This window comes from Fimbriimonas sp. LA-C6, assembly GCF_055398105.1.
Genome location: NZ_AP038796.1, coordinates 1531475 through 1552351 on the forward strand (window position 1 = coordinate 1531475; position 20877 = coordinate 1552351).

The 20877-nt window shown below is 54.8% G+C and carries 24 protein-coding genes and 1 pseudogene; 16 read left to right on the forward strand and 9 right to left on the reverse strand.

Translation table 11 applies throughout. The annotated features are described in order from the left end of the window. Position 1 precedes the first annotated feature (1 nt). Entirely contained in the window at positions 2 to 577 is a 576-nt protein-coding gene (locus ACZ51B_RS07205; RefSeq protein ID WP_464296560.1) for a CGNR zinc finger domain-containing protein, read from the reverse strand. A gap of 172 nt (positions 578 to 749) precedes the next feature. Between ACZ51B_RS07205 and ACZ51B_RS07210 the strand changes: the two genes are divergently transcribed. Beyond that, positions 750 to 1289 carry a carboxymuconolactone decarboxylase family protein gene (locus ACZ51B_RS07210; protein WP_464296561.1) on the forward strand — a complete coding sequence of 180 codons (540 nt, stop codon included), beginning with the start codon at positions 750 to 752 and terminating at the stop codon, positions 1287 to 1289. A 54-nt stretch (positions 1290 to 1343) separates the two neighbouring features. Here ACZ51B_RS07210 and ACZ51B_RS07215 read toward each other — a convergent pair whose 3' ends face one another. The 8 genes from ACZ51B_RS07215 to ACZ51B_RS07250 form a co-directional block, all read right to left on the reverse strand. Then, a complete protein-coding gene (locus ACZ51B_RS07215; protein ID WP_464296562.1) occupies positions 1344 to 1517 on the reverse strand; it encodes a hypothetical protein in 174 nt (57 codons plus the stop codon). Between the two features lie 15 nt (positions 1518 to 1532). Next, positions 1533 to 2321, reverse strand: a complete 789-nt coding sequence (locus tag ACZ51B_RS07220; protein WP_464296563.1) for a prepilin-type N-terminal cleavage/methylation domain-containing protein — start codon at positions 2319 to 2321, stop codon at positions 1533 to 1535. Then, entirely contained in the window at positions 2293 to 3342 is a 1050-nt protein-coding gene (locus ACZ51B_RS07225) for a LacI family DNA-binding transcriptional regulator (RefSeq protein ID WP_464296564.1), read from the reverse strand. The genes ACZ51B_RS07220 and ACZ51B_RS07225 overlap by 29 nt, the downstream gene beginning before the upstream one ends. 69 nt (positions 3343 to 3411) lie before the next feature. Beyond that, entirely contained in the window at positions 3412 to 4389 is a 978-nt protein-coding gene (locus ACZ51B_RS07230; RefSeq protein WP_464296565.1) for a polysaccharide deacetylase family protein, read from the reverse strand. Then, a complete protein-coding gene (locus tag ACZ51B_RS07235; RefSeq protein ID WP_464296566.1) occupies positions 4386 to 8669 on the reverse strand; it encodes an alpha-2-macroglobulin family protein in 4284 nt (1427 codons plus the stop codon). Before ACZ51B_RS07235 ends, ACZ51B_RS07230 begins: the two co-directional genes overlap by 4 nt. Further along, positions 8666 to 9178 (reverse strand): AMMECR1 domain-containing protein, encoded by a 513-nt coding sequence (locus tag ACZ51B_RS07240; RefSeq protein WP_464296567.1) that lies wholly within the window; start codon positions 9176 to 9178, stop codon positions 8666 to 8668. Before ACZ51B_RS07240 ends, ACZ51B_RS07235 begins: the two co-directional genes overlap by 4 nt. 82 nt (positions 9179 to 9260) lie before the next feature. Then, positions 9261 to 10886, reverse strand: a complete 1626-nt coding sequence (locus tag ACZ51B_RS07245) for a fucose isomerase (protein ID WP_464296568.1) — start codon at positions 10884 to 10886, stop codon at positions 9261 to 9263. A gap of 26 nt (positions 10887 to 10912) precedes the next feature. Continuing rightward, a complete protein-coding gene (locus ACZ51B_RS07250) occupies positions 10913 to 11470 on the reverse strand; it encodes a PadR family transcriptional regulator (protein WP_464296569.1) in 558 nt (185 codons plus the stop codon). 98 nt (positions 11471 to 11568) lie between these two features. Between ACZ51B_RS07250 and ACZ51B_RS07255 the strand changes: the two genes are divergently transcribed. The 15 genes and pseudogenes from ACZ51B_RS07255 to ACZ51B_RS07325 all read left to right on the forward strand — a co-directional run bounded on the left by ACZ51B_RS07255 (position 11569) and on the right by ACZ51B_RS07325 (position 20874). Beyond that, positions 11569 to 12570: a hypothetical protein gene (locus tag ACZ51B_RS07255; RefSeq protein WP_464296570.1), complete on the forward strand. Its 1002-nt coding sequence runs from the start codon at positions 11569 to 11571 to the stop codon at positions 12568 to 12570. A gap of 15 nt (positions 12571 to 12585) precedes the next feature. After that, positions 12586 to 12654 (forward strand): annotated as a pseudogene (locus tag ACZ51B_RS07260) (PEP-CTERM sorting domain-containing protein); the annotation flags it as partial. A gap of 82 nt (positions 12655 to 12736) precedes the next feature. Continuing rightward, positions 12737 to 13060, forward strand: coding sequence for an ArsR/SmtB family transcription factor (locus ACZ51B_RS07265; protein WP_464296571.1), 324 nt, complete (start codon positions 12737 to 12739; stop codon positions 13058 to 13060). Continuing rightward, entirely contained in the window at positions 13057 to 13521 is a 465-nt protein-coding gene (locus ACZ51B_RS07270; protein ID WP_464296572.1) for an SRPBCC family protein, read from the forward strand. Before ACZ51B_RS07265 ends, ACZ51B_RS07270 begins: the two co-directional genes overlap by 4 nt. Continuing rightward, positions 13521 to 14120 (forward strand): ClpP family protease, encoded by a 600-nt coding sequence (locus tag ACZ51B_RS07275; protein ID WP_464297175.1) that lies wholly within the window; start codon positions 13521 to 13523, stop codon positions 14118 to 14120. Before ACZ51B_RS07270 ends, ACZ51B_RS07275 begins: the two co-directional genes overlap by 1 nt. A gap of 87 nt (positions 14121 to 14207) precedes the next feature. Next, positions 14208 to 14618 (forward strand): YciI family protein, encoded by a 411-nt coding sequence (locus tag ACZ51B_RS07280; protein ID WP_464296573.1) that lies wholly within the window; start codon positions 14208 to 14210, stop codon positions 14616 to 14618. A 32-nt stretch (positions 14619 to 14650) separates the two neighbouring features. Then, positions 14651 to 15913, forward strand: a complete 1263-nt coding sequence (locus ACZ51B_RS07285; protein ID WP_464296574.1) for an RNA polymerase sigma factor — start codon at positions 14651 to 14653, stop codon at positions 15911 to 15913. 71 nt (positions 15914 to 15984) lie between these two features. Continuing rightward, positions 15985 to 16491 (forward strand): SRPBCC family protein, encoded by a 507-nt coding sequence (locus ACZ51B_RS07290; protein WP_464296575.1) that lies wholly within the window; start codon positions 15985 to 15987, stop codon positions 16489 to 16491. 15 nt (positions 16492 to 16506) lie between these two features. Beyond that, the gene (locus ACZ51B_RS07295; protein WP_464296576.1) at positions 16507 to 17067 is read left to right on the forward strand and encodes an SRPBCC family protein; all 561 of its coding nucleotides are present in this window, start codon (positions 16507 to 16509) and stop codon (positions 17065 to 17067) included. Between the two features lie 4 nt (positions 17068 to 17071). Then, a complete protein-coding gene (locus ACZ51B_RS07300) occupies positions 17072 to 17551 on the forward strand; it encodes an SRPBCC family protein (RefSeq protein WP_464296577.1) in 480 nt (159 codons plus the stop codon). A 9-nt stretch (positions 17552 to 17560) separates the two neighbouring features. After that, complete coding sequence (locus ACZ51B_RS07305) at positions 17561 to 18223, forward strand: YceI family protein (protein ID WP_464296578.1); 663 nt, start codon at positions 17561 to 17563, stop codon at positions 18221 to 18223. Further along, positions 18220 to 18444 (forward strand): phosphopantetheine-binding protein, encoded by a 225-nt coding sequence (locus ACZ51B_RS07310; RefSeq protein ID WP_464296579.1) that lies wholly within the window; start codon positions 18220 to 18222, stop codon positions 18442 to 18444. The genes ACZ51B_RS07305 and ACZ51B_RS07310 overlap by 4 nt, the downstream gene beginning before the upstream one ends. After that, positions 18441 to 18923: a DinB family protein gene (locus ACZ51B_RS07315; protein ID WP_464296580.1), complete on the forward strand. Its 483-nt coding sequence runs from the start codon at positions 18441 to 18443 to the stop codon at positions 18921 to 18923. The genes ACZ51B_RS07310 and ACZ51B_RS07315 overlap by 4 nt, the downstream gene beginning before the upstream one ends. A 129-nt stretch (positions 18924 to 19052) precedes the next feature. Further along, on the forward strand, positions 19053 to 20093 hold the full coding sequence (locus tag ACZ51B_RS07320; protein ID WP_464296581.1) for an immunoglobulin domain-containing protein: 1041 nt from the start codon (positions 19053 to 19055) through the stop codon (positions 20091 to 20093). A 76-nt stretch (positions 20094 to 20169) separates the two neighbouring features. After that, entirely contained in the window at positions 20170 to 20874 is a 705-nt protein-coding gene (locus ACZ51B_RS07325; RefSeq protein ID WP_464296582.1) for a DUF899 domain-containing protein, read from the forward strand. The last annotated feature ends 3 nt before the right edge of the window (positions 20875 to 20877 follow it).

A 20877-nucleotide genomic window follows, 5' to 3' on the forward strand; every position in this document is an offset into this window, starting at 1 on the left:
TTTAGGGTTCCTGGTGTCGTTTTCGGAATGTTCTTGCTTTGTCGACATTGCCGCAGATGGACATGCTGCACCAGCGACGGGTGCCGCTTTTGGTGGTGTCGACGAACCAGAGAACGCATTGGTCGTTGGCGCACTTTCGGACGCGTTTGAATTGATCTGAGGTGAGGAGGTCCGTGCCGGAGAGAAGGAGTGGGGCCAGCCAGAGCATCTCGGGGTCGTTGCGTTGGCGTACGTGGCTGAGGGAGAAACCTGTTTCGGTGAGGCGGAGGCTGGGATCGCCTAGGCGCTCGATCCATTGATTGACTGCGGCAAGGTCGGGGGGCGATCCGTGGCTTTGGCGTGACGCAATGAGGAGGGATCGGAAGTCTTCTCGCATCTCGCGTGCACGGGCTGCGATGGGATCCATTTGTGAGGCTTGGACGCCCCGTAGGCTTGGCAGCTCTTCGAGCTCTAGACGGCCTAGGAGGTTTAGGAAGGAGGCGCCGTCACCGATTTGCTCGATGGGTTCTCCCTGCACAACTGGCTGTGTGTTGATGAAGTCTAAGAATGGGTGATTGCCTAGAAGCAAGAAGTCCATTGTGTTTCCTTTAACCATCTTACCATCTTTTGACAGTTATATCTCTTAATTGATTTTTCGGGCTCTTTGGATTTATTTTCGCATAAACGTTGACAAAGTATGCCGTTAAATGGAATAACCGTCAATAAGTTTTTTGATGGTTATTCAATCATTGAACACAAGGATTATAAAAATGGCACGTTTCAATCAAATCGACCCTATATCGGCAACCGGAAAGGCACAGGAGCTGCTTGCAGCAGTTAAGGCAAAGATGGGACTGGTTCCTAACCTGACGCGAGCGATGGCTAACTCGCCGGCTGTTTTAAGCGGATATCTCGGGCTTTCTGGGGCGCTTGCAACTGGCGAGTTGAGCGGGCCTGTTCGCGAGCAGTTGGCGCTTGTGGTGGCCGAGGAGAACGACTGTCTTTACTGTCTGTCGGCTCACACTGCGATTGGCGGGATGGTCAAGCTAACGCCTGAGGCGATTTTGGAGGCTCGTCGTGGTGTTTCTTCGGATGCGAAGGTTCAGGCAGCGCTTACGTTTGCCAAGGCTGTTCTGGCCACTAAGGGTCACGTTTCGGATGCGGAGTTGGCTGCGGCTCGTGGGGCTGGGTTGAGTGATGGCGAGATTGCCGAGGTCGTGGGTCACGTTGCTTTGAACGTGTACACCAACTTTTTCAATTCCGTTGCGCAGACGGATATCGACTTCCCTGTCGCTGCCAAGTTGGCTTGAAACTAAGACGCCTCAGGACCTGTTGGTTCTGAGGCGTCTTTGTTTTGAGTTAGGCTACTTGCCGGCGTTCTTCTGGGAGTCGGCTTTCATCTTTGCTAGGACATCGGGCGGAACTGGCTTTCCTTTGAAGTCCTGCTCTTCCTTTTTCGACATGGATGACTCGCTTGAGCCGCAGCCGATCATGGTGATCAGGGCGGTGAGGGCGAATAGGATGCTGAGTTTCTTCATGTTGTTTTGCAACCTTTAGCGCAGCCCGTTCCAGAGGTTCTTGTCCTTCTGGTTGATGGCGTCTGGGTTGGTTTGTGCTGGGGTCATGGACTTGGCGTGGCCGTCGGTGAAGGCGAAGTTCGCTTTACCGGCGTTGGCGACGCTGACGCCACCGTTGCCACCGTTGGGATAGGTGGTTGAGGTGTTTTTGCCGTCGGGGATTCTGCCTGCTTCTGGAGCGTCGTAGTCTCTCCAGCAGAAGAAGCTGCCGGTGAAGGCAGAGGTGTTGCCTGCTCGGCCCAGCTTTTGTTGGTCGGAGTTGAAGCGGTCCGTCATCAAGACCGTGTTTGAGACGTTGGTCATTTGGGTTTGGCTGAGGGTGGATTTGACACCTGTCCAGCCGAGGTGCATTGGGGTGATGGGGCCCGACGGGATTGGGGGCCAGGTGGTGGTGCTATCTAGGTAGGAGTTGACACCGTAGGAGATGCCTACGCCTGCCCATTGTGGTTCGCCGTTGCCAGTGTCTTTCAGTGTGGATACGCCATCGAGTGGGCTGCGGTAGACCGCATAGGATTTGGTGTACGGCTGGGTGGTTTGTGGCCAGGGGTTGTTCCAGTTCGTATCGAAGGCTTGTGGGAAGTAGTCATCCACGTCGCCTGAGTACATGATGAAAGCGAGCGAGGTCTGTTTGAGGTTGGACAGGTCTGCGGTGCTTTTTGCGGCCGCTTTGGCTTGTGCGAAGACTGGGAAGAGGATGGCTGCAAGGATCGCAATGATAGCGATCACGACGAGGAGTTCAATTAAGGTGAATGCTTTGTGTTTCATATAATTCATCATTGAAAATGGCCGTTGAGCCTCGAACATCGAGACCACAAGGCAGGACGATTTCAAGCGGGTCGGGCATGTTTCCATTGATCACCTGGATAAGGAGATCGATTGCCTTCTCGCCGAGAGCAGTTGTCGGTTGCGAAATTGAAGTCAGGGGCGGTTTTTGAAGTTCGCAGAAGGACGTGGAGTCAAATCCGACGATGGATATGTCTTCTGGTACTCGGTGACCGGCGGCTTGTAGGGCGATCATGAGATCGCTGGCTAGCCCGTCGTTTTGCGCGAGGATTGCGGATTGTTTGGGTCCGTTGCTGATGTACTCTTGGATCCCTGAGCGATCGAATTTGACATCGATCAGTGAGGTTTGAAGCCCCATGGCGTCTCCGAGTTGGAGGAATGCTTCGCGGCGTATGCCTGCTTCACCGAATAGGAAATCGCCGTCGTAGGCGAAGCCGATTTTTCGGTGTCCGAGGGTTGCGAGATGGGTGAGTCCTTGGCGGATTCCATCTTCGTTGTCGCAGATTGCCGTTGGGTAGCGGTCATCGAAGTCTGATGCTTTTGAGTGGATCAGGACGATGGGGATGGAGCACTTTTTGAGGCGTGCTAGGTTGGATTCGCTTGGGAAGGTGCTGTACCAAATGAGGCCATCGAAGCGGCCGTCTGCCATTGCGTCTTCCGGGGTGTCGCTGAAGAGTTCAGGACATAGACCGACTGTGTAGCCGTGTCGGAAGGCGCCTTCAACGATGCCATCCATGAGGGCTGAGAAGTATCGGGAGCCTTCGTTGAACCGGAGTCTTGGGAAGCCGTCTCCGTGAAGGATCCCGATCTGTTTTGTTTGAGATCTTCTTAGGTTGCGAGCGTTGGCATTGGGGTGGTAGCCGAGTTCTGCCGCGCACTTCCTTATGCGCTCTGCTGTTTCCTCGCTGACCCGAATGGTGCTTGCGCCCCCGTGCAGCACGGCCGATACGACCGCGCGTGTCACTCCTGCTAACTCTGCTACATCGCGTTGTGTTGCACTCATGAGGTTTCTACAGACCTCATGATAACACGAATTATCAGACGAATAACACGAGTTATCAGTTAAGGATTACTAGTTTATTGATTCGTGACTTAACAACTGGAAGCGCATCCCCCTTCGCGTCAGTTTGTCGATGATGGATGGGAGGGCTGCGATGGAATCGCTGACTCCGGCGTGTAGTTGAATCACTCCGCCTCCTTCGATGAGGTGTGAGACTCTTCGGATGAGTTCGTCTGGGCCAGGGCGTTTGAAGTCGTATGGGTCGGCAACGTGGAAGCGCAGGGGTCGGTGATCTAGGGTGAAGATCGTTTCTGATCCGGCGGGTCGGAAGAGGTCTGGTGCAGGGCCAAATCGTGTTAGGGCTTGGCTGCAACGGTTGAGATTTACTTGGCGTTCATCGTGGTCCCAGGCGTGGATTTCTAGGCGGTGGCCCTCGGCAACGGCTCGTTTCATGATGGCGGGAAACTTTGAGGCTCTGGAGCAGACGCAGAAGAAGGCGGCTTTGACATGGGCAGCTCGGAGCACGTCGAGGAGTTCATCGTTGCCGTGCTCGGCTGGGAAGTCGTCGAAGGTGAGGTAGACGTTGCCTGCGCCTTGGTTCGGTTGGAGGGCAGCTCTTGTGGCTGCTACGAGGTCTTGGCTTCGGACAACTCCGTAGGATGCCCATCGGATGGTTCCGGAGGGATCGACTAGGAGTGTGTATGGGACGCGGTCGATGCCTACGGACCTGGTCCATTGGCTGCCTCGGTCTGAGAGGTTTCTTCCGACGGCCGCGGTTTTTCCTCGTTCGCTCCATCTGCCATCTACTGAGACGGTGAGGAAGTCGACTGGGAGGCCCCTCAGTTGTTGAGAGGCTTCTTTTACTCTTGGAAGTTGGTCTTTCCAGGTATCGCACCAGAATGCGCAGCAGGAGATGACAGTGACCCGCTTGGGGTGCCAGGAGAATGGCACCCCCTTTGAGGTTTCGATGTCGAAGGGTTTTAGTTGGTCGCCTATGACTGGTGCGGAGTGGATGACGCAGCCTAGGAGGAGGCTCGTGATCAGGCTCAATTGCGCACCTTTGATTGGACTTTCACTTGGACTTTGTCGCCGTTGCTTTGGCCCCGGTCGGCTGGTCTTCGGACATATTCCGCGGTTGCGGGGAGCATGAGGAGTTTGCCTTCCGCTTCTGCTCGCAGGTAGTAGCGGTAGGTTTGCGGCTGGCCTTGATTGACCATGGAGTGGATGATGGCGCCGTCTCGGACGTCTTCTTGGCGGTCGTAGGTGTACTCGCCTTCGACGAACTCGAAGCCTGCTGCGATTGGTTCTACAACTCTCATGCCGTCGGGAACGTCATCGCCCCAGGCTACGACGGTGCAGCGGACTGGTTCGCCTGGGTGGACTTGGCGCTTGAGTTCTACCCAGATCTTGGCGTCGTTTTGGACTTCGAATCGTCTGAGGACTCGGACGCCTCGGACGCTTTCGACGAGGTTGGGGCGGTAGACCGCGCTTTGAACGGTGAGGAATAGCTCTCCGCCGTTTTTGCGGGTGACGAGGATTCGGTTGTTGCCGGACTTGAGGAGTGATTGCGGGATGGAGGCTTTGACTACATCCCCGATGCGGCCTTTGGTGGTTGGGACTACGGAGCCGTTTACAGTGAGTTCGACGTCGCCGATCTCGGTTGCTTCGGGATGTTTGGACGCGTAGAGGGACAGACCGTGAGCGACGGCCGTGTTTTCGAGAGTCGAGCGCCATCCGGAGTTATCGGCGAATGCGAGCCAGTGGGCGAACTTCCTTTGGAGGAGGAGGTTCTGATTGAGCCTGCTGAGTGTTGCCACTGCCTGGGCGGTTGTTTCGATGCTTGATGCCGTCCAGCCGGTGCCATATCCTACGGGGAGAAATGATGAGGCGGGACCGTTGGAGACGTCTTTGAGGGCGTCTTCTACGAATTCATCGCTTCCGCTAACGTTTTGGATGGCCATGGCTTCGGCCATTCTTAGTTTTGCGTAGGGGGAGATGTTCTCTCCTCTTCTGCGCACTTCGTCGATGAGGTCCTTGCCTTTGTCGTCACCGCTGGCGAGTAGCGCTGCTGCGAGGAGTGCACGGTGTTCCCAGAGGTTGGTCTGGTTGTATTTCTCCGTTGCGGCGCTTTTTGCACGACTAATTAGGTTATCGTAGACCCCCAGTTTTGCACGTTCTGCGGTCGCTAGCGACCAGAGGACTTGGGAGGTTATCACGGCATCCGTGGCACCTTGTTCCCACCAGCCCCAGCCGTTTGACTGTTGGTTCTTGGCCAGAAGAGCTAGCGATTCTCGCACCTCTTTGGAGTGGCGGGAACGTCCCAGATAGGCTGCGGCCTCAAGCTGGCTGGCGGCGTGGACCGTTCCCCAAAGCGATTGTTTGAGAACATCCTCACCAGCGGTTCGAGCTAGGGCACCTATGCCTCCCGCGATTTGGAGGTCTGTTTTGGTGGCTGGCTCGATACGATCGCCGGGAAGGTCGAGGTTGACGGAGCCTTTTTGCGAGATCACTTGGCCTACGACGATGTTCTCGGCGACGCCTGCTGGGACGATGGGGACTCTGACTTGGAGCGCGTCGGAGTAGTCGGCCTTGAGGTCGGCAGACATGTCTGTGGCTACGGCTTCGGCTGTCAGAACGCCTGCGCCGCTTTCGAGGAGATTGGTCGCTTCGATTTGCCACTCGATTTTGAGTTGCTTCTTGGCGTCCATTTTTACGTGGCGGTGAAGGTCTCCGGTGATTCGGAACCCTTCCCCTTTGAGGGTGACGTCGAACTCGTGATGGAGTCCGGAGCGGTTGTCCAGCGTTCCGATGAGCGTGAGTTTGTCCCCTTGTACCATTTGCCGAGGGGTGGCGAGGCGGAGCATTACTGGTCGGTTTGCGAGCACGTTGGAGACGGCCATGCCGACACATGTGTCTTCGGTGACGCCTCTGGCGGTGGTGCGCCAGGAGGTGAGGTTGCCTGGGACTTCGAAGTCTACATGCCCAGTTCCTGAGGCGTCGGTGAGGACCTCTGCTTTCCAGTAGGCTGTGTCCTCGAAGCGTTTTCGAAGGGGTGCGACGGTACTGACGCGTTGGTACGCTCCGCCGGACATCTCTTCGGGTGCGCTTGAGAACATCGTCACTTGGTTATGCCTCTCGCCCCAATAGAAGCCATAGATGTCGGCGGTGACGTCTGGGCTGAGAGCGTAGATGGCTTCGTCTACGACGGAGATGGCTACTTCTGCCGATACTGGCTTGCCGTTTCGGTCGTAAGTTGAGATTGCATAGTGGGCTTTGTCACCGGGTCTGTACTCCTTCTTGTCGGGCGTCACTTTGATGGTGAGCGCTTTGGCTGGGTCTGGGATGGGAAGGATGGTGTTGGCGGAGATGAGACGACCCTCGATCCATTGTTCGGCTGATACGTAGGCGTTGGGTGAGAGGCGCGTTCCGGTTTTGATATTGCAGACCTGACCTGCTTTGGATGTTGTGAGGACCTGGTACTCCCAGACATCCCCGCCTTCCACGACTACCAAGATGGGTCTGCCGGGATTGTTGGTTGACACAAAGGCTTTGGCGATGTCGCCGGGTCGATAGACTCGTTGGTCGAGTCTTACTTCAACTTTGGGTTGCGGCTTTACGACAGTCGGTTCGATGTAGTTTCCTGCGACCCAGATGTTGGTGCTGGAGTGGGTGGGACGTCCTTCCGCATCCTTTGCATATGCCTTGAGCGTGAGTGTGCCTTCAACTTTGGCTGGAATTTTATAAGTGAGACGGCCGGAGGCGGGGACTACGACGACGGTCTTCAACAGAGTTCGTTCAACCCAGTTTTTCTCTTTGTCGACCCATTCGCGGTGCGTGAGGACGAGATTGACTTTGCCTGCGACGCTGTTTCCGTCTAGATCGACTAGTCGGATTTTGAAGGGTATGAGAGTGCCCAGAGTGGCGTAGGACATGTCGGTGCGAATGCCTAATCGGATGGATGAGGTGTATACGGGAACAGAGCAGGAAGCTTCTGCTTGCCGCCTTGACGCATCGGTGACTGTGCAGGTGATCGAGTAGTCGGAATCCGGCGCGTTGGGGTCGGATGGGACTGTGATGACGGCATTGCCATCGGCGTCTGTGAAGGCTTTGTCTTCGGCGACAAAGGGGTTCTCGTTGTAGGTGTCGCGCGCGTAGAGGTTTCCGTCACCCCCGTAGAACCAGCCCTCATTGGGATCGTAGTCGTAGAATGGCTTGCTTGATCTTCGGACTTGGTAACGGATTTCGGCTTGCTGAACTGGGGAGCCGAAGAAGAAGGCTGCATTGACTTTGAATTGAATCTTGTTGCCGGAGAGATAGCGCTTGGCTAGCGTGGTTACATCGACTTTGAATTCTGGTTTGCGGAAGGCGGCCACGGTCACCGTCTGGTAGGCGCTGTCATTGCCGGTGGTGAGGACAAGCGAGTAGGCGCCTGTGACTCCTTCGGAAGGGATGTCAAATCGACCATTGACTGTGCCCATGTCGTTGGTTTTGAGATTCAGTTCGTCGATGGGATTGTCTTTGGAATCGCGTAGTTGCACCTTGCATTCCGCGTTTTTGGAGACGCTGTAAGACTGACCTAGTGTGCGTCGGAGGATGGATTTGAAGTAGACGGTTTGGCCTGGACGGTAGATGGGGCGGTCGGTTTGGAAGTGGGCGACGAGTTTGCCGTTGGGGTCGGTTGCGCTCGTTTCGAGACCTGCCATGTCGGAGCCACTTTTGACGACGAGCGTTTCTTCGCCGGGTGGGAGGGGACATAGGACGGCACCATCGGCTTGTGTGTGCAAGGTCTTTTTGAGCTTGCCTTTTGATGTGTAGAGGTTGACTTGGGCGGACGGGACGTCGTTCCCTTTGATGCTATCCGTGACCCAAACGAGTAGATTGGTGGGGGATCGCTTGACGACTACGGCTAGGTGGGTCACGTTGACCACGGCCCATGCCTCCTTTGTGCCGTTTGTGACCGTCAAGAGGTAGACACCCGGTTTGAGAAGTGGGAGGTTGATTTGCCTGCTGTAGAACGTATCAGCTTGGTTTGGGTTGGGCTTTTGATCTTTGGTGGCTACGGATGTGTGCCATTGAACAACCGCCTTTCCTTTGGCGATGGGGCGATCGGGAATAGCTGTTCCGAGGTGGCTAAGCCAGGCTTCACCGTCGATTGGATAGGCGGCTACACGCACTACTGGAAGGTTGCGGGTGTTGATGGCCACTCGGATTTTTGAGCTTGGAGCTACGTTTTTGGATACCCAAACACTGATGGAAGTTTCCGATTGGGCTTGAGCGAAAGTAGCTAAGCAGAGCCATAAGAGGAAACTGAGAAATACAGAGATCTTCATTTGCGAAACCTTGTTGCCGTGAGGCGATACAGATTTACGGAGCTGCCGCGCGAGACTCCGGCCTTTTTGTAGGCCCAGTCGAGTCTTGTTTTGGGGTCTTTGCCCTCCCAGGGGAGAACAATGCCCCACTGGGTTCCACATTCCAGTGCTAACCCATCGGCGGCGGTGAGTGACGAGACATCGTGGATCGGTGATTTCGACTCCACGATGGTCACGGTAACTTTAAAGGAGTTCAGTTCGGCGGCTTGCAAGGGCCTATACCGAGGGTCGTGCCCGGCAGCGGCTCGGGCCGCTCGCGTGATCTCTTCTTCGAGAGATTTGGTTCGGGTGACGAGTGAGCCGCGGCAGCCGCGGATGACACCATTGACTTCGATGGTGACGAACACGGGTTGGACGCGGGATTTTATTGGGATGCTGGGAGGTTTTTGATGCGAGACCTCCGCAACAACCGATGCGCGGGCAAGGGAGCCGAGGCGACCTTCGTCGTACGACCCCGATTGCTTTATCAATATTATTGCAATTGATGCGATCATCGAGCCATTGACGGGCGGAGGTCGATGGCGTTACGGATTTAACTGTTAAGAAATTGCATTAGAGTCCACAGAGATGCACTTGGATTCCCATGTTTTGAAGCATGGCGGCTTTTGCTTCGAGTCCTTTTCTGGCGGTTGTTTCGTCGGGGGCGTAGACGACATTGATGTGGTTTGCTTTGTGTCGCGACATCATTTGGTCGCGATTGACTCCCTGCAAGACGGCGTGCATGATGGGCCATTGTGGGGTGGTTAGCTGCCATCTTCGCTCCGTTTCTTCGGGTGGGAGTTGGACTGCTTCACCGAGTCCGATATCGACGTGGAGCGCTCCTTCTGCTGTGTAGACGCGGCTCCATACGATGTTTCCGGGTTTGCTGATGCCTTTCATTCCGCCTCCGCCACGTTGGAAGTACATTGAGGGCTGTCGTTCACTGATGGTTCCTGCGTAGCCATCGATGAAGTGGGAGGCAGGGGCGGCACCTGAGATGAGGAACACCCAAACGAACTGGCCTTGGTAGTCCTCGCCGTACCGGAGGTCGTGAAGGGTGGTGCTGGGGTCGAGGCCCATTGCGGTCCAGACACGGTTTGTGACGAATGCGTCGATGCCTGCGCACTCGTCGACTTCGTTGAAGTGGGGCAAGGCTTGGGCTTTGTAGAGTTCTTCGCCTGTTTCGACGTCGAAGACGGGGGGACGGTCGGGGTTGTTGAGGAGGCCTTCGGCGAGGTCGGAGGCGGCGCACATGTCGGCTAGGCCGAGTTGGTATTGGATGCCGATGGCGTCGCAGTTGAATTTGTGCGCGATGCGGAGGGCGGCGATGTACATGCGGCACTGCTCTAGGACGTGTTCTTCGGTGAGCTGTGTGGTGGGGTCTTGGCCGAGGGCGAACTTCATGCCTTTGCCGAGGAGCCATTTGTAGCAGGCGGTGGCTTCGATGTCGGTCACGCGTTGCATCTCGGCGAGGAGGGCAGATTGGCTGAGGCGCTCTTTGTAGATGCCGGTTGGGTTGAGCAGTTCGTCGTCGACGATGGCGTTGTACATGCCCATGCAACCTTCATCGAACACTCCGAAGATCGCTTTTTGTTGCTTGAGATGTTGGGCGAGGGCAGTGCCTAAGTTGTGCTCATCTGAGTTCGTGAGTTGGAAGGGCTGGACGTGGGATTGGTCTTGTTGGATGGTGCCCGTTGTGATCCATTCTCGGATTCCGTTGAGGAAGAAGGGGTCGTCGAAGTTCTCGCTCCAGAGGGAGGAGTAGCAGACGCCCATCTTGGTGAGGCTGCCGTTTAGGTTGAGGAGTCCGACGAGCCCGGGCCACTGGCCGGACCAGTTTGCGACGGTGAGGATGGGACCTCGGTGGGAGCGGAGTCCGGCTAGGACGTGGTGGCTGAACTGCCAGACGGCTTCGGCGACGATGAGTTTGGCCTCGGGGTCGATGGTGGCGAAGATGTCCATGCCTCGGCGCTGGCTGTCGATGAAGCCGTGCCCTTGGTCTTCTCGATAGGGGTGGGCGCGGAGGACCTCGATTCCCTGTTGTGAGAATGCCTGGATCACCTTTTGTTCCATGGCGTTCTGCGCTTCCCAGCCGACTTGGTTTGCCACGAGTCGGGCGTCGCCGCTGGCTATGAGGAGTGCTTGGTTGGGTCGGAGTTGCGTGGGAGTTTGGACGTGGGGGAGTTTGTAGCTGCTCATCTTTGACTTCGCTTTGAGGACTCTCTTCAGGGTTTACCGGCTGGAATTTGTTCGACCCGGTCTCGGATGGCTAGAAGCCAATCGATGCGGGCATTGGTTTCATGGACGACTCCGAGGGTGGCGAGTTCGCTAAAGGTGTCGCCCATTTCTCGGTAGTTTTCGATGGCTTTTTCGCACGCGAGGCGCTGTTCGCGTAGGGTTTCAATGCCTTTGTCGAGGATGTGAAGCCTTTGCTCACCCTCTATGACGCCGAGATAGAAGACTCGCAGGCGCAGGAAATCGGCGGTGTGGGCGATCTCGGCGATGTCTAAGGGAGTGGATACCCATTGTTTGAGTTCATCGATCCCTTTTGGGGTGACGTTGACCAGCTTTTCACCTCGTGCGCCGACGGTTGTGGCTTGTTCGAGGAGGCCTGCTTGGATGAGACGGTCGACGAGTGGATAGGCGGTTCCTGCCTTCTTTTTATAGTAGGTGGAAGTGGAGGAGCTGAGCTCCTTCATGAGGCCGTAGGTGGTGCAGGGGCCACGCTTCCAGGCAATTCCTAGGACGGTGAATTCGATTGCCGAAAGCCGTGTCCGTTCCATTTGCTCATTCTAGCAGTTGGGTTTAGGAGAAATTTTTCAAATATTCCGTTTCGTAATATTACGATTCGATATATATTAGATTTGTTATGGAGAGAATCATGGTTCGTTCTGTCGCTATTAGCGGCTTTTGCCTGTTTATTGCTCGTGGTCACGCTCAGTATTCGGTGACTTACCTGCGGCCTTTGGGATCTACTCAGAGCCAAGGAAACGCGGTGGTTGGGGGGTCTCAATTTGGATGGTCAACAGGTGCGAGCGGTAATGCCCACGCCACCCTCTGGTCAGGTTCTGCTGGATCGGCGGTTGACCTCAATCCGGCGGGTTTTACGCAGAGTTTTGGGTATGGGATTTCGGGAGGAAAGCAGTTTGGTTACGGGGTGACTCCGGGTGGCAGCGAGCACGCTTTGTTGTGGAGCGGTTCGGCGGGTTCGGCCGTTGACTTGAATCCGGTTGGGTTCACGGACACGGATGGGTTTGCGATCTCGTCGGTAGACCAGGTGGGGATTGGAGCGACAAACTCGGGCCGACTGCATGCCGTGAGGTGGACGGGGACGGCGGCTTCGGCGGTGGATTTGAATCCGGTGGGGTTCAGTTCAAGTGCTGCTTATGCGACATCTGGGAGTCAGCAGTTTGGTTATGGACGGGCCGCGAACGGGAATAATCATGCGATTCTTTGGGCTGGATCGGCGGCTTCTGCAATGGATTTAAATCCGGTTGGATTCACCCAGTCTTATGGTGCGGGTGTTGATCATGGGTATCAGGTTGGGACTGGGTCTGGCATCTCGACTGGAAACCGTGTTCATGCATTGCTCTGGCATAGCACTGCTAGTAGCGTGATTGACTTGAACCCTACAGGCTTTAGTTACAGCCAGGCCTGGGGTATTGGGGGTTCCCATCAGGTTGGGTGGGCGTTTAACAGCACGAGTAGTTTGGATTTCAACGCTTTTTTGTGGACAGGCAGTGCAGCGTCTGGCATCAATCTGCACAAGTTCCTGTCCAAAGATTTTTCGACCTCGATGGCCTTTGGGATTGATCCGAATACTGGGGACATCGTTGGGATGGCTCACAACAGCAAGTTAGGGATTGATGAAGCGGTGCTATAGCACGCGAATGCTGTTCCTGAGCCGATGTCCCTGGCGGCGGTTTCAGTGGGTGCGCTGGCGTTTCTGAAGCGTCGAAGACGGTGAGTTGGTGGAGCCCTCTCGGGACGGGAGGGCTTTTTTACGTTGATTTGGTTACATTTAAGTAAATGCTTAAGTATAGTGAGTTATGGCTAGTGCTTCTCCGACGACTGATGTGTTCTCCGCGATTGCGGCTCCGGCCCGTCGGGCGATCTTGAGTCGGTTGGCACAGCATGAGATGCCTGTTTTAGAACTGGCGGAGTCGTTTGCGATGTCCTTGCCTGCGGTTTCTCAGCACCTGGCGGTGTTGCGGGATGCCGGGCTGGTTGAGGTTCGGAAGGCGGGACGTCAGCGCATTTACAAACTCAATTCGGAGCCCTTACGGGAGGTATCGGAGTGGGTTCAGTCGTATGAAACGTTCTGGACTGACAAACTCGTTGCCTTGGGCGACTACTTGGAGGAAAACCCATGAAAGACAATGTCCAACTTGAGGCCAACTATCCACATCCACCGAGTCGGGTGTGGAAGGCGCTCACTGATCCGGCGGCGCTCGGCCGTTGGCTTATGCCCACTGATTTTAAGCCGATGATTGGATTTCGTTTTCGGTTGGACCGACCGGGAAAGAGTCCTATTGAGTGCCAGGTGATTGAAGCGGAAGAGGGCAAGCGGCTGGCTTACACCTGGTGGGATGACGAGGAGGGGCAACCTTCTTTGGTGGCGTGGACTCTGGAGCCGAAGGATGGCGGGACGCAGTTGCGGCTTGAGCATTCGGTGATGGCTCAGCCTGTGGTTACTTGCTTGGCTGTGGATCGCTATTTCAATTGGCAGTATGCGTTGAAGCATTCGCTTCCTGGGCTGCTTTGTTTGTTGCAGCATTTGGATTCTCATCCGGTGCCAGTGGTTTATGTTCAAGAGGAGTTGGTGACGGTTTGATGACTCAGACAATGGTTCCGATGGTGGTGGATCAGAGTTCGCATGGGGAGCGGGCCTATGACGTTTACTCGCGGCTTTTGAAGGATCGGATTGTGTTTATTGGGGAGGAGATTTCTGATCCTTTGGCGAATCTGGTGATGGCTCAGATCCTCTTTTTGGAGAAGGAAGATCCGGAGAAGGATATTGATATTTATATCAACAGTCCGGGCGGGAGTGTGACGGCTGGGCTGGCTATTTATGATGTGATGCAGCACGTGAAGTGCCCGATTGCGACGGTTTGCGTTGGGATGGCGGCTTCTATGGCGACGACTTTATTGGTGGCGGGGAGTCCGGGGAAGCGGTTTGCGATGCCGAATTCGCGGATTATGATGCACCAGACGAGTGGGGGCTATCGGGGGACGATGACGGATGCGCGGATCTATATGCAGGAGATGGACCGGATGTTTAACACGTATGTGCGGATCATTTCGGAGCGGACTGGGAAGACGCAGGAGCAGGTGATGAAGGACTGTGATCGCGACTATTGGTTGTCTGCTGAGGCGGCTGTTGAGTACGGGCTGGTCGATTCGATCATAGCTGGGAAGAAGCAGGTCGCTTAAGTTTCTGGTATTGGTTGTCCTGCAATCGTGTTGCGATTCGTCGTACCATTGATGAGCCGGATGTCCGGTGGATCGAGAGGTACGACGATGAGCAATTATAAGACGACGCCTGAGTTCATGCTGCTTTTTAAGGGAGTGGATTGGGATGAAGATTTGTCACCCGAGGAGTTGCAGGCGATTATGAGCAAGTTCATGAGATGGGTGAACGATTTGACTGCTCAGGGCACGATTAAGGCGGCTCAACCTCTTGAGATGACCGGGCGTGTTTTGACGGCGCAGCATGGTCGCGCTATTTCGGACGGGCCGTTTATTGAGTCTAAGGAAGCTGTCGGGGGATATTTTATTCTGGATGTTCCCACGATGGAAGCGGCGATGGAGATTGCGCGCGCTCATCCTCTTTTGGAATACGGTTTGACTGTGGAGGTCCGTCCGATTGCGGATATGTGTCCTTCTATGCATAAGGTTTCTGGTGACCTCTCTGAGTTCCTGGTGAGATAATCAGCGAGGTCGCGGACTCCGGGATTAGCAGTTTGGCGGACCATCTTTTCCGACAAGAGTCGGGAAAGTTGGTGTCTGTTCTTACTGGGATTTTTGGGGTTGAGCGGCTTCAGCTGGCCGAGGATGTGGTTCAGGAAGCGCTGATGCGGGCGCTGCGCACGTGGCCGTATTACGGTGTGCCGGAGAACCCTGCTGCTTGGATTACGCAGACGGCGAAGAATTTGGCGCTGGATGTTCTTCGGCGCGAGAAGAACCTTCGCGACAAGCAGCCGGATATTACGGAATCGACTTCTTTGTGGTCTTCCGATGCGCTGCGGGTGGATGCTGCGCTCTTTGAGCATGAGATTGAGGATGCGGTTTTGCGCATGATCTTTGTTTGCAGCCATCCCATGATTCCTGCTGAGTCTCAGTCGGCTTTGGCATTGCGAACTCTGTGTGGGTTTGATGTGAGCGAGATTGCGAACGCCTTTTTGACTTCGGAGGCGGCGATTGCAAAGAGGCTTACGCGTGCGAAGCAGCGTATTCGTGACCAGAAGATCCCTTTGGAGTTGCCGTCGGGGGAGGAGTTGGAGTCTCGGCTGGACGGGGTTCTGCAGACGCTGTATCTGTTGTTTAACGAAGGTTATAAGGCTTCGAGTGGGGATAGGCTGGTTCGTGAGGATCTATGTCGGGAGGCGATTCGGCTTACGACGTTGGTGTGTAAGCACCCTGCTGGGAATCAGCCGCGTACCCATGCATTGCTTGCGTTGATGCTGCTGAACGGGTCTCATACTGCTACTCGGGTGGACGGTCAGGGGAACATTCTTTTGTTGCGCGATCAGGATCGGTCGGCTTGGGATCGGGTGATGATTGGGCGAGGGTTGCGGCATCTGGCGATGTCGGCTTCTGGGGGGGAGCTTAGCTTTTGGCATCTTCAGGCTGGGATTGCAGCGACGCATTGCCTTGCTCCGAGCTATTCAGAGACGGATTGGGGGCAGATTCTTGCTTATTACGACCAGTTGCTGCTTTTAGACAACTCACCAGTGGTGGCGTTGAATCGGGCTGTGGTGGTTTGCCAGATCGAGGGGCCGAAGGCTGGGTTGGATGCGGTTTATCGGATTCAGAATCGGCAGGTGCTTGAGTGTTACTATCTGCTTTATGCGGTGTTGGCTGAGTTTGAGGCGGGTCTGAAGAATTATTCTGTTGCTTCCATGCACTTGGAAAAGGCGATACAATTAACATTACTTGCGTCAGAGAAAGCAATGTTATCTAAGCGTCTGGACGAGTTTCGAAAATTGAGTGTCCTGAAGTCCTAGCGTTGATCGTTGTAGTTTGAGCGCAAGCGGTCGCTGTGGAAAGACCCGTTTTTGCGAAGGAGCAATCTTAGATGAGCCAAACAACTAGTCCCGTAGCTGAGTTCAGCATTACCCGTGTATTTGATTTCCCGATTGAGCAGGTTTGGGCTGCTTATTCCGATGAGGCGGCTTTGAGACAGTGGTGGGGGCCAGCGGGCTTTGAGATGGTTACTGCTCTCCTTGATTTTCGCGCGGGTGGATCCTTCCTTTACTGCATGAAGTCGCCTGATGGTCACGAGATGTGGGGCAAGTGGGCCATTGATGCGATCGAGGCTCCCCGAGTGCTAGACATGAAGGTTTGTTTCTCTGACAAGGATGGAGGCATCACACGCCATCCGATGAACCAAAAGTGGCCTGCGGTTACTGGTGGCGGGATGGTTTTGACCGATTTGGGTGGCAAGACTTCCATGACGATTACGATCCACCCAGTGGATGCTTCGGAAGAGGAGACGGCGATCTTTGCGGCTGGGGCTGACGAGATGCGACAGGGTTTCACTGGCACATTAGATCGGCTGGACGCGTTTCTGTCGAAGGCCTAAGTCTGGAGCAGTCACATGGAAATCCTTAAGATTGTTGATCTTGTGTTCGTGCTCATCATCGTGGCTGTGCTTGTGATTGCTACGACCAAGCCGAACACCTTTCGATATCAGCGAACTCAGCTCATCAAGGCTCCCGCCGAGAAGATCCTCGCTCAAATCAACGACTTTCACCTCTGGACAGCATGGTCTCCGTATGAGAAGCTGGACCCGAATATGAAGCGCACCTACAGCGGAGCTCAGAGCGGTGTCGGGGCTATCTATGGGTGGGCTGGTAACGGCAAAGCTGGTGTTGGGTCCATGGAGATTACGGAATCGACACCCTCCCAGATCACCATTAAGCTTGACTTCACCAAGCCGCTTGCTTGTAACAACATTGCCGAGTTCACCATTGAACCCGAGGGGGAGTCTTGCAAAGTTACTTGGGCGATGCATGGCCAGAGCAAATACATCAGTAAGGTGTTTAGCGTGTTTTGCAACATGGACAAGATGGTTGGCGAGAGTTTCGAAATTGGCCTTATCAACCTAAAAGATGTCGTTGAGACAAAGACTCCGACCGCCGTCACGGCACCGGTTTGAGATCATGACAACAGCAGAAGCTACCGTTACTGATCGCGAGCTTGTGCTCTCTCGCACCATTGCAGCATCGCCCGAAACGATCTACCGAGCGTGGACTGACTCGACGACCTTGCCAAAGTGGTGGGGGCCGCATGGGATGACGACGCCTGGTTGCGAAATGGACCTCCAGCCTGGAGGCATTATGAGGACGGTGATGCGCGATCCCAATGGAACGGAATACCTCAACACGGGTGTGTTCCTGGAACTCATCGAGAACAAGAAGATTGTGTTCACCGACGCCTTTAAAGGAGGTTGGGAACCGGTTCCTAGCCCGTTTATGGTGGCGATTATCACCCTTGAAGACCTCGGGGGAGGCATGACGGAATGCACTGCCAAAGTGCTGCACTGGACAGTCGAAAATCGAGAACAGCACGAACAAATGGGCTTTTACACTGGCTGGGGTGAGATGTTTGAGCGTCTCGAAACCCTGGTGACTACTCAATAAGGAGAAGACATGAAACTTAGAACCATCCTCATCCCGACTACCGCCATCGTAGCTGGGGCCGCCTATGTCGCGTTTCACCCGGGCCTAGCCTATGCTGAGCCACGTATGGCAAAAGCCCCCCTCACGCCTCTGGCGAAAGAGGCTAGCTATAACATCGACCCGATGCACACCAGCATCTACTTTGAGATTACGCACATGGGGTTGTCTCAGGTGCACGGTCGAATCAATAAATTTAGCGGCAAGATCAAAGAGGACGCCTCGGACCTTACGAAGTCGAGCGTCGAGTTCACCGCTCAGATGGACACGATTGACACGGGAGTTGCTCCTCGGGATGAGCACTTGAAAACGGCTGACTTCTTTGACGTAAAGAAGTTTCCCGAGCTCAGCTTCAAGAGCACCAAGATCACTAAGAAAGGGGCCGGTTTTGTGGTGGTTGGGGACCTGACGATTAAAGGCAAGACCAAGTCTGTCTCGATCCCTTTTAAGCACCATGGGCCGGTGACGATCACTGTTGGTGAGCCATTTACTCAGATTGGTGTAGTGGCTGAGCCGATTGTGATTAAGCGAAGCGACTTTGGGATTGGAACTCAGTTCAAGCTGCCGGACGGCACTGAGGGCGTGAGTGATGATGTGAAGGTCACGATCTCGCTGGAAGCTACCCTGGTTAAGTGAACGAGTTTACGGAGCGGGTTCTCTCGCTCCTTTCTGAGCGTCTCGAGTGTGATCCAAAAGCGATTGCTCTGGATGCACAGTTGTCGGAACTGGTCATCGATTCACTTGATCTTGTGGAGATCGTGATGATCTTGGAAGACGAATTCCCTAACCTTTCTGTACGAGCCGTGCGGCAGAACATTGTAACTGTTCGCGATTTTATTGAGTCTATGAAACCATGAATGAAGCTACTGAAAAAGCGAAGAACGACTTCCTGAGAGCCAAGGACCTGATTGTGAAAGGGCTTTCCAACACGCCGGATGACCGTATTAACTGGTCGCCCTCGCCTACGGCTCGAACGCCTATCCATTTGGTGGCGCACGCGGCGACCTCTGTGAAAGCGATGCACGAGATGTGGGCAGGGAAAGTCTTCCCCATCAAGACGACCGCTGAGGCGGAAGCCTACTTCCGCGCGGGTGAGAAGCCGTTCAGTACTCGCGAAGAAGCGTTGGGACTGCTTGAGAAGAACTCCGCTGACTATTTGGCTTGGTTGGAGCAGCTGACGCCTGAAGGACTTGAAGTGATGGCCGAGCTCCCGTTTGGCATGGGGCATCTGCCGGTTGGAGTGTGTATCGGGTTTATGACAGAGCACATCACCTGGCACGCCGCGCAGTTGGACTATGTTCAGACGATCTATGGCGATCTTGACTGGCACATGTGAGTTGAGTTTCGCATGAAGATTGCATGAAAAGTGTTATCCAAATAGAAATCAAATAAGTTGCAGTTAGAGTAGCAGACGACAAGGGGCGGGCGAGTTCGTTGATGCGCGCTCAGCTTCTTGAGGTCTGAGATGGAAACCACGGATGGCCACGATGATCAGCAACATCCTGATGTTGACGCTGAGGAGCTGAGTATTGGAAAGGTCCTCCCTCGGCGGCAAGCGCTTGCGGTGACTCTCCACGCTGGACTGAGCGTGGCTTTGGCTAGTCCAAGAGGCAAAAGTTTCTCTGCTCCGAAGATCACGGGACGGTCGACCGAACAGTCGGTGATGGTTGGGGCCACGGCGGTTTTGTCTGTTATGGCTACGGGCGGCAATCTCAGCTTTCAGTGGTTTAAAGACGGGTTTCCGCTACCTGGTGCTAACGGGAACAGCTTCAGCATTCGGTCAGCTGAATCCCGGGATTCGGGCCAATACCATGTGACGGTTTCGAATCCTCTGGGGACGGTTAGCACCGAACCTGTTGCCTTGTGGGTGAACTCTGTGGTTGACATCATTGCTGTTCCGACCACTCGGGTGGGCCGTGTCGTGTTGGATGAGCGGCTAAAGCGGTCGGACTTGATGTCTTGTACGAATCGGGCCACCGTGGTGAACGGGGTGCCGTTTTCGGTTGAGATCACGCTTTATGCCATCGCTGGGAAGTCCGCAAGTGTCTTGCCTGGTGCCATTGTGGAGTTGTGGCATTGCGATTGCATTGGGGCGTACAGTGATCAGGCTCCCTCGAAGACGCAAACTGAAAATACGCGGGGGCAGAAGTGGCTTCGCGGGTATCAGATCACGGATGCGGATGGATTTGCCATTTTCCATACGATCTATCCTGGCTGGTATGTGGGTCGCACGGTCCATTTCCATTTGAAGGTGCGCTCCCATGATACGGTGAACCATGTCTGTCGCGAGTTCGCGACAGATTTGTTTATCGATGACTCTATCTCGATGGAAGCTCACAGCCGGATTCCGTATCGGGCGGGGCGCACTGTTTTTAATGCAAACGATCATGTCTACAGCGCCACTCATGCGGACGGGACGCTGTTTGGGTCCGACTTGATGTTGAATATGAGCGGCGGGATACGGGAAGGATTCACCGGCCGATTCAGCCTTGCGCTTAGCTTTTAAGAGGTTTTCCTGAGAGAGTGTCCTTGTTTTCTGCGGTTCTTCGTCGTTCAATTGAATGTGTTGAAAGGACGAGCTTATGGAAACAACCACGAAGATCCCTTTACCCAAAGTCGTCACTCAGGAAGAGTGGCTGGAAGCGCGGAAGAAGCTGCTTGCTGATGAAAAGGAAGTCACTCGCCACTACGACCGCGTGAGTGCTCAACGCCGGCGGTTGCCGATGGTTAAGGTGGATAAGCCTTACCGGTTTGACACCACTGAAGGCAACAAGACTCTTGTTGAGTTGTTTGGCGACAAGACGCTTTTGCTGGTTTATCACTTCATGTATGGGCCAGATGACACGAAGGCCTGCCCAGGTTGCACCAGTTTTGTGGACGCGTTGGGCGACCTTTCGAGTTTGGATTCTCGGGATGCGACGTTTGTTGTGATCTCGCGAGGACCGCTTGAGAAGTTACTGGCCTACAAGCGCGAGCGTGGATGGGACCGACCGTGGGTCTCTTCTTTTGGCAGCGATTTCAATTTTGACTTTCACGTATCGAACGACGAAGCCGTTGCGCCGATGCAATACAACTACACCGACAAGGGTGTTTGGAAGGGCGAGGCGCCCGGCTTTAGTGTGTTCTTGCGAGATGGGCAAGACGTGTATCACACCTACTCCACCTTTGCGCGTGGAGTGGAGTCGCTCACGGACGCCTATGCGATGTTGGACAGGACTCCCTATGGTCGGCAGGAAGATTGGGAAGACTCCCCTGAAGGCTGGCCACAACGACCTACTTACGGTTAGGAA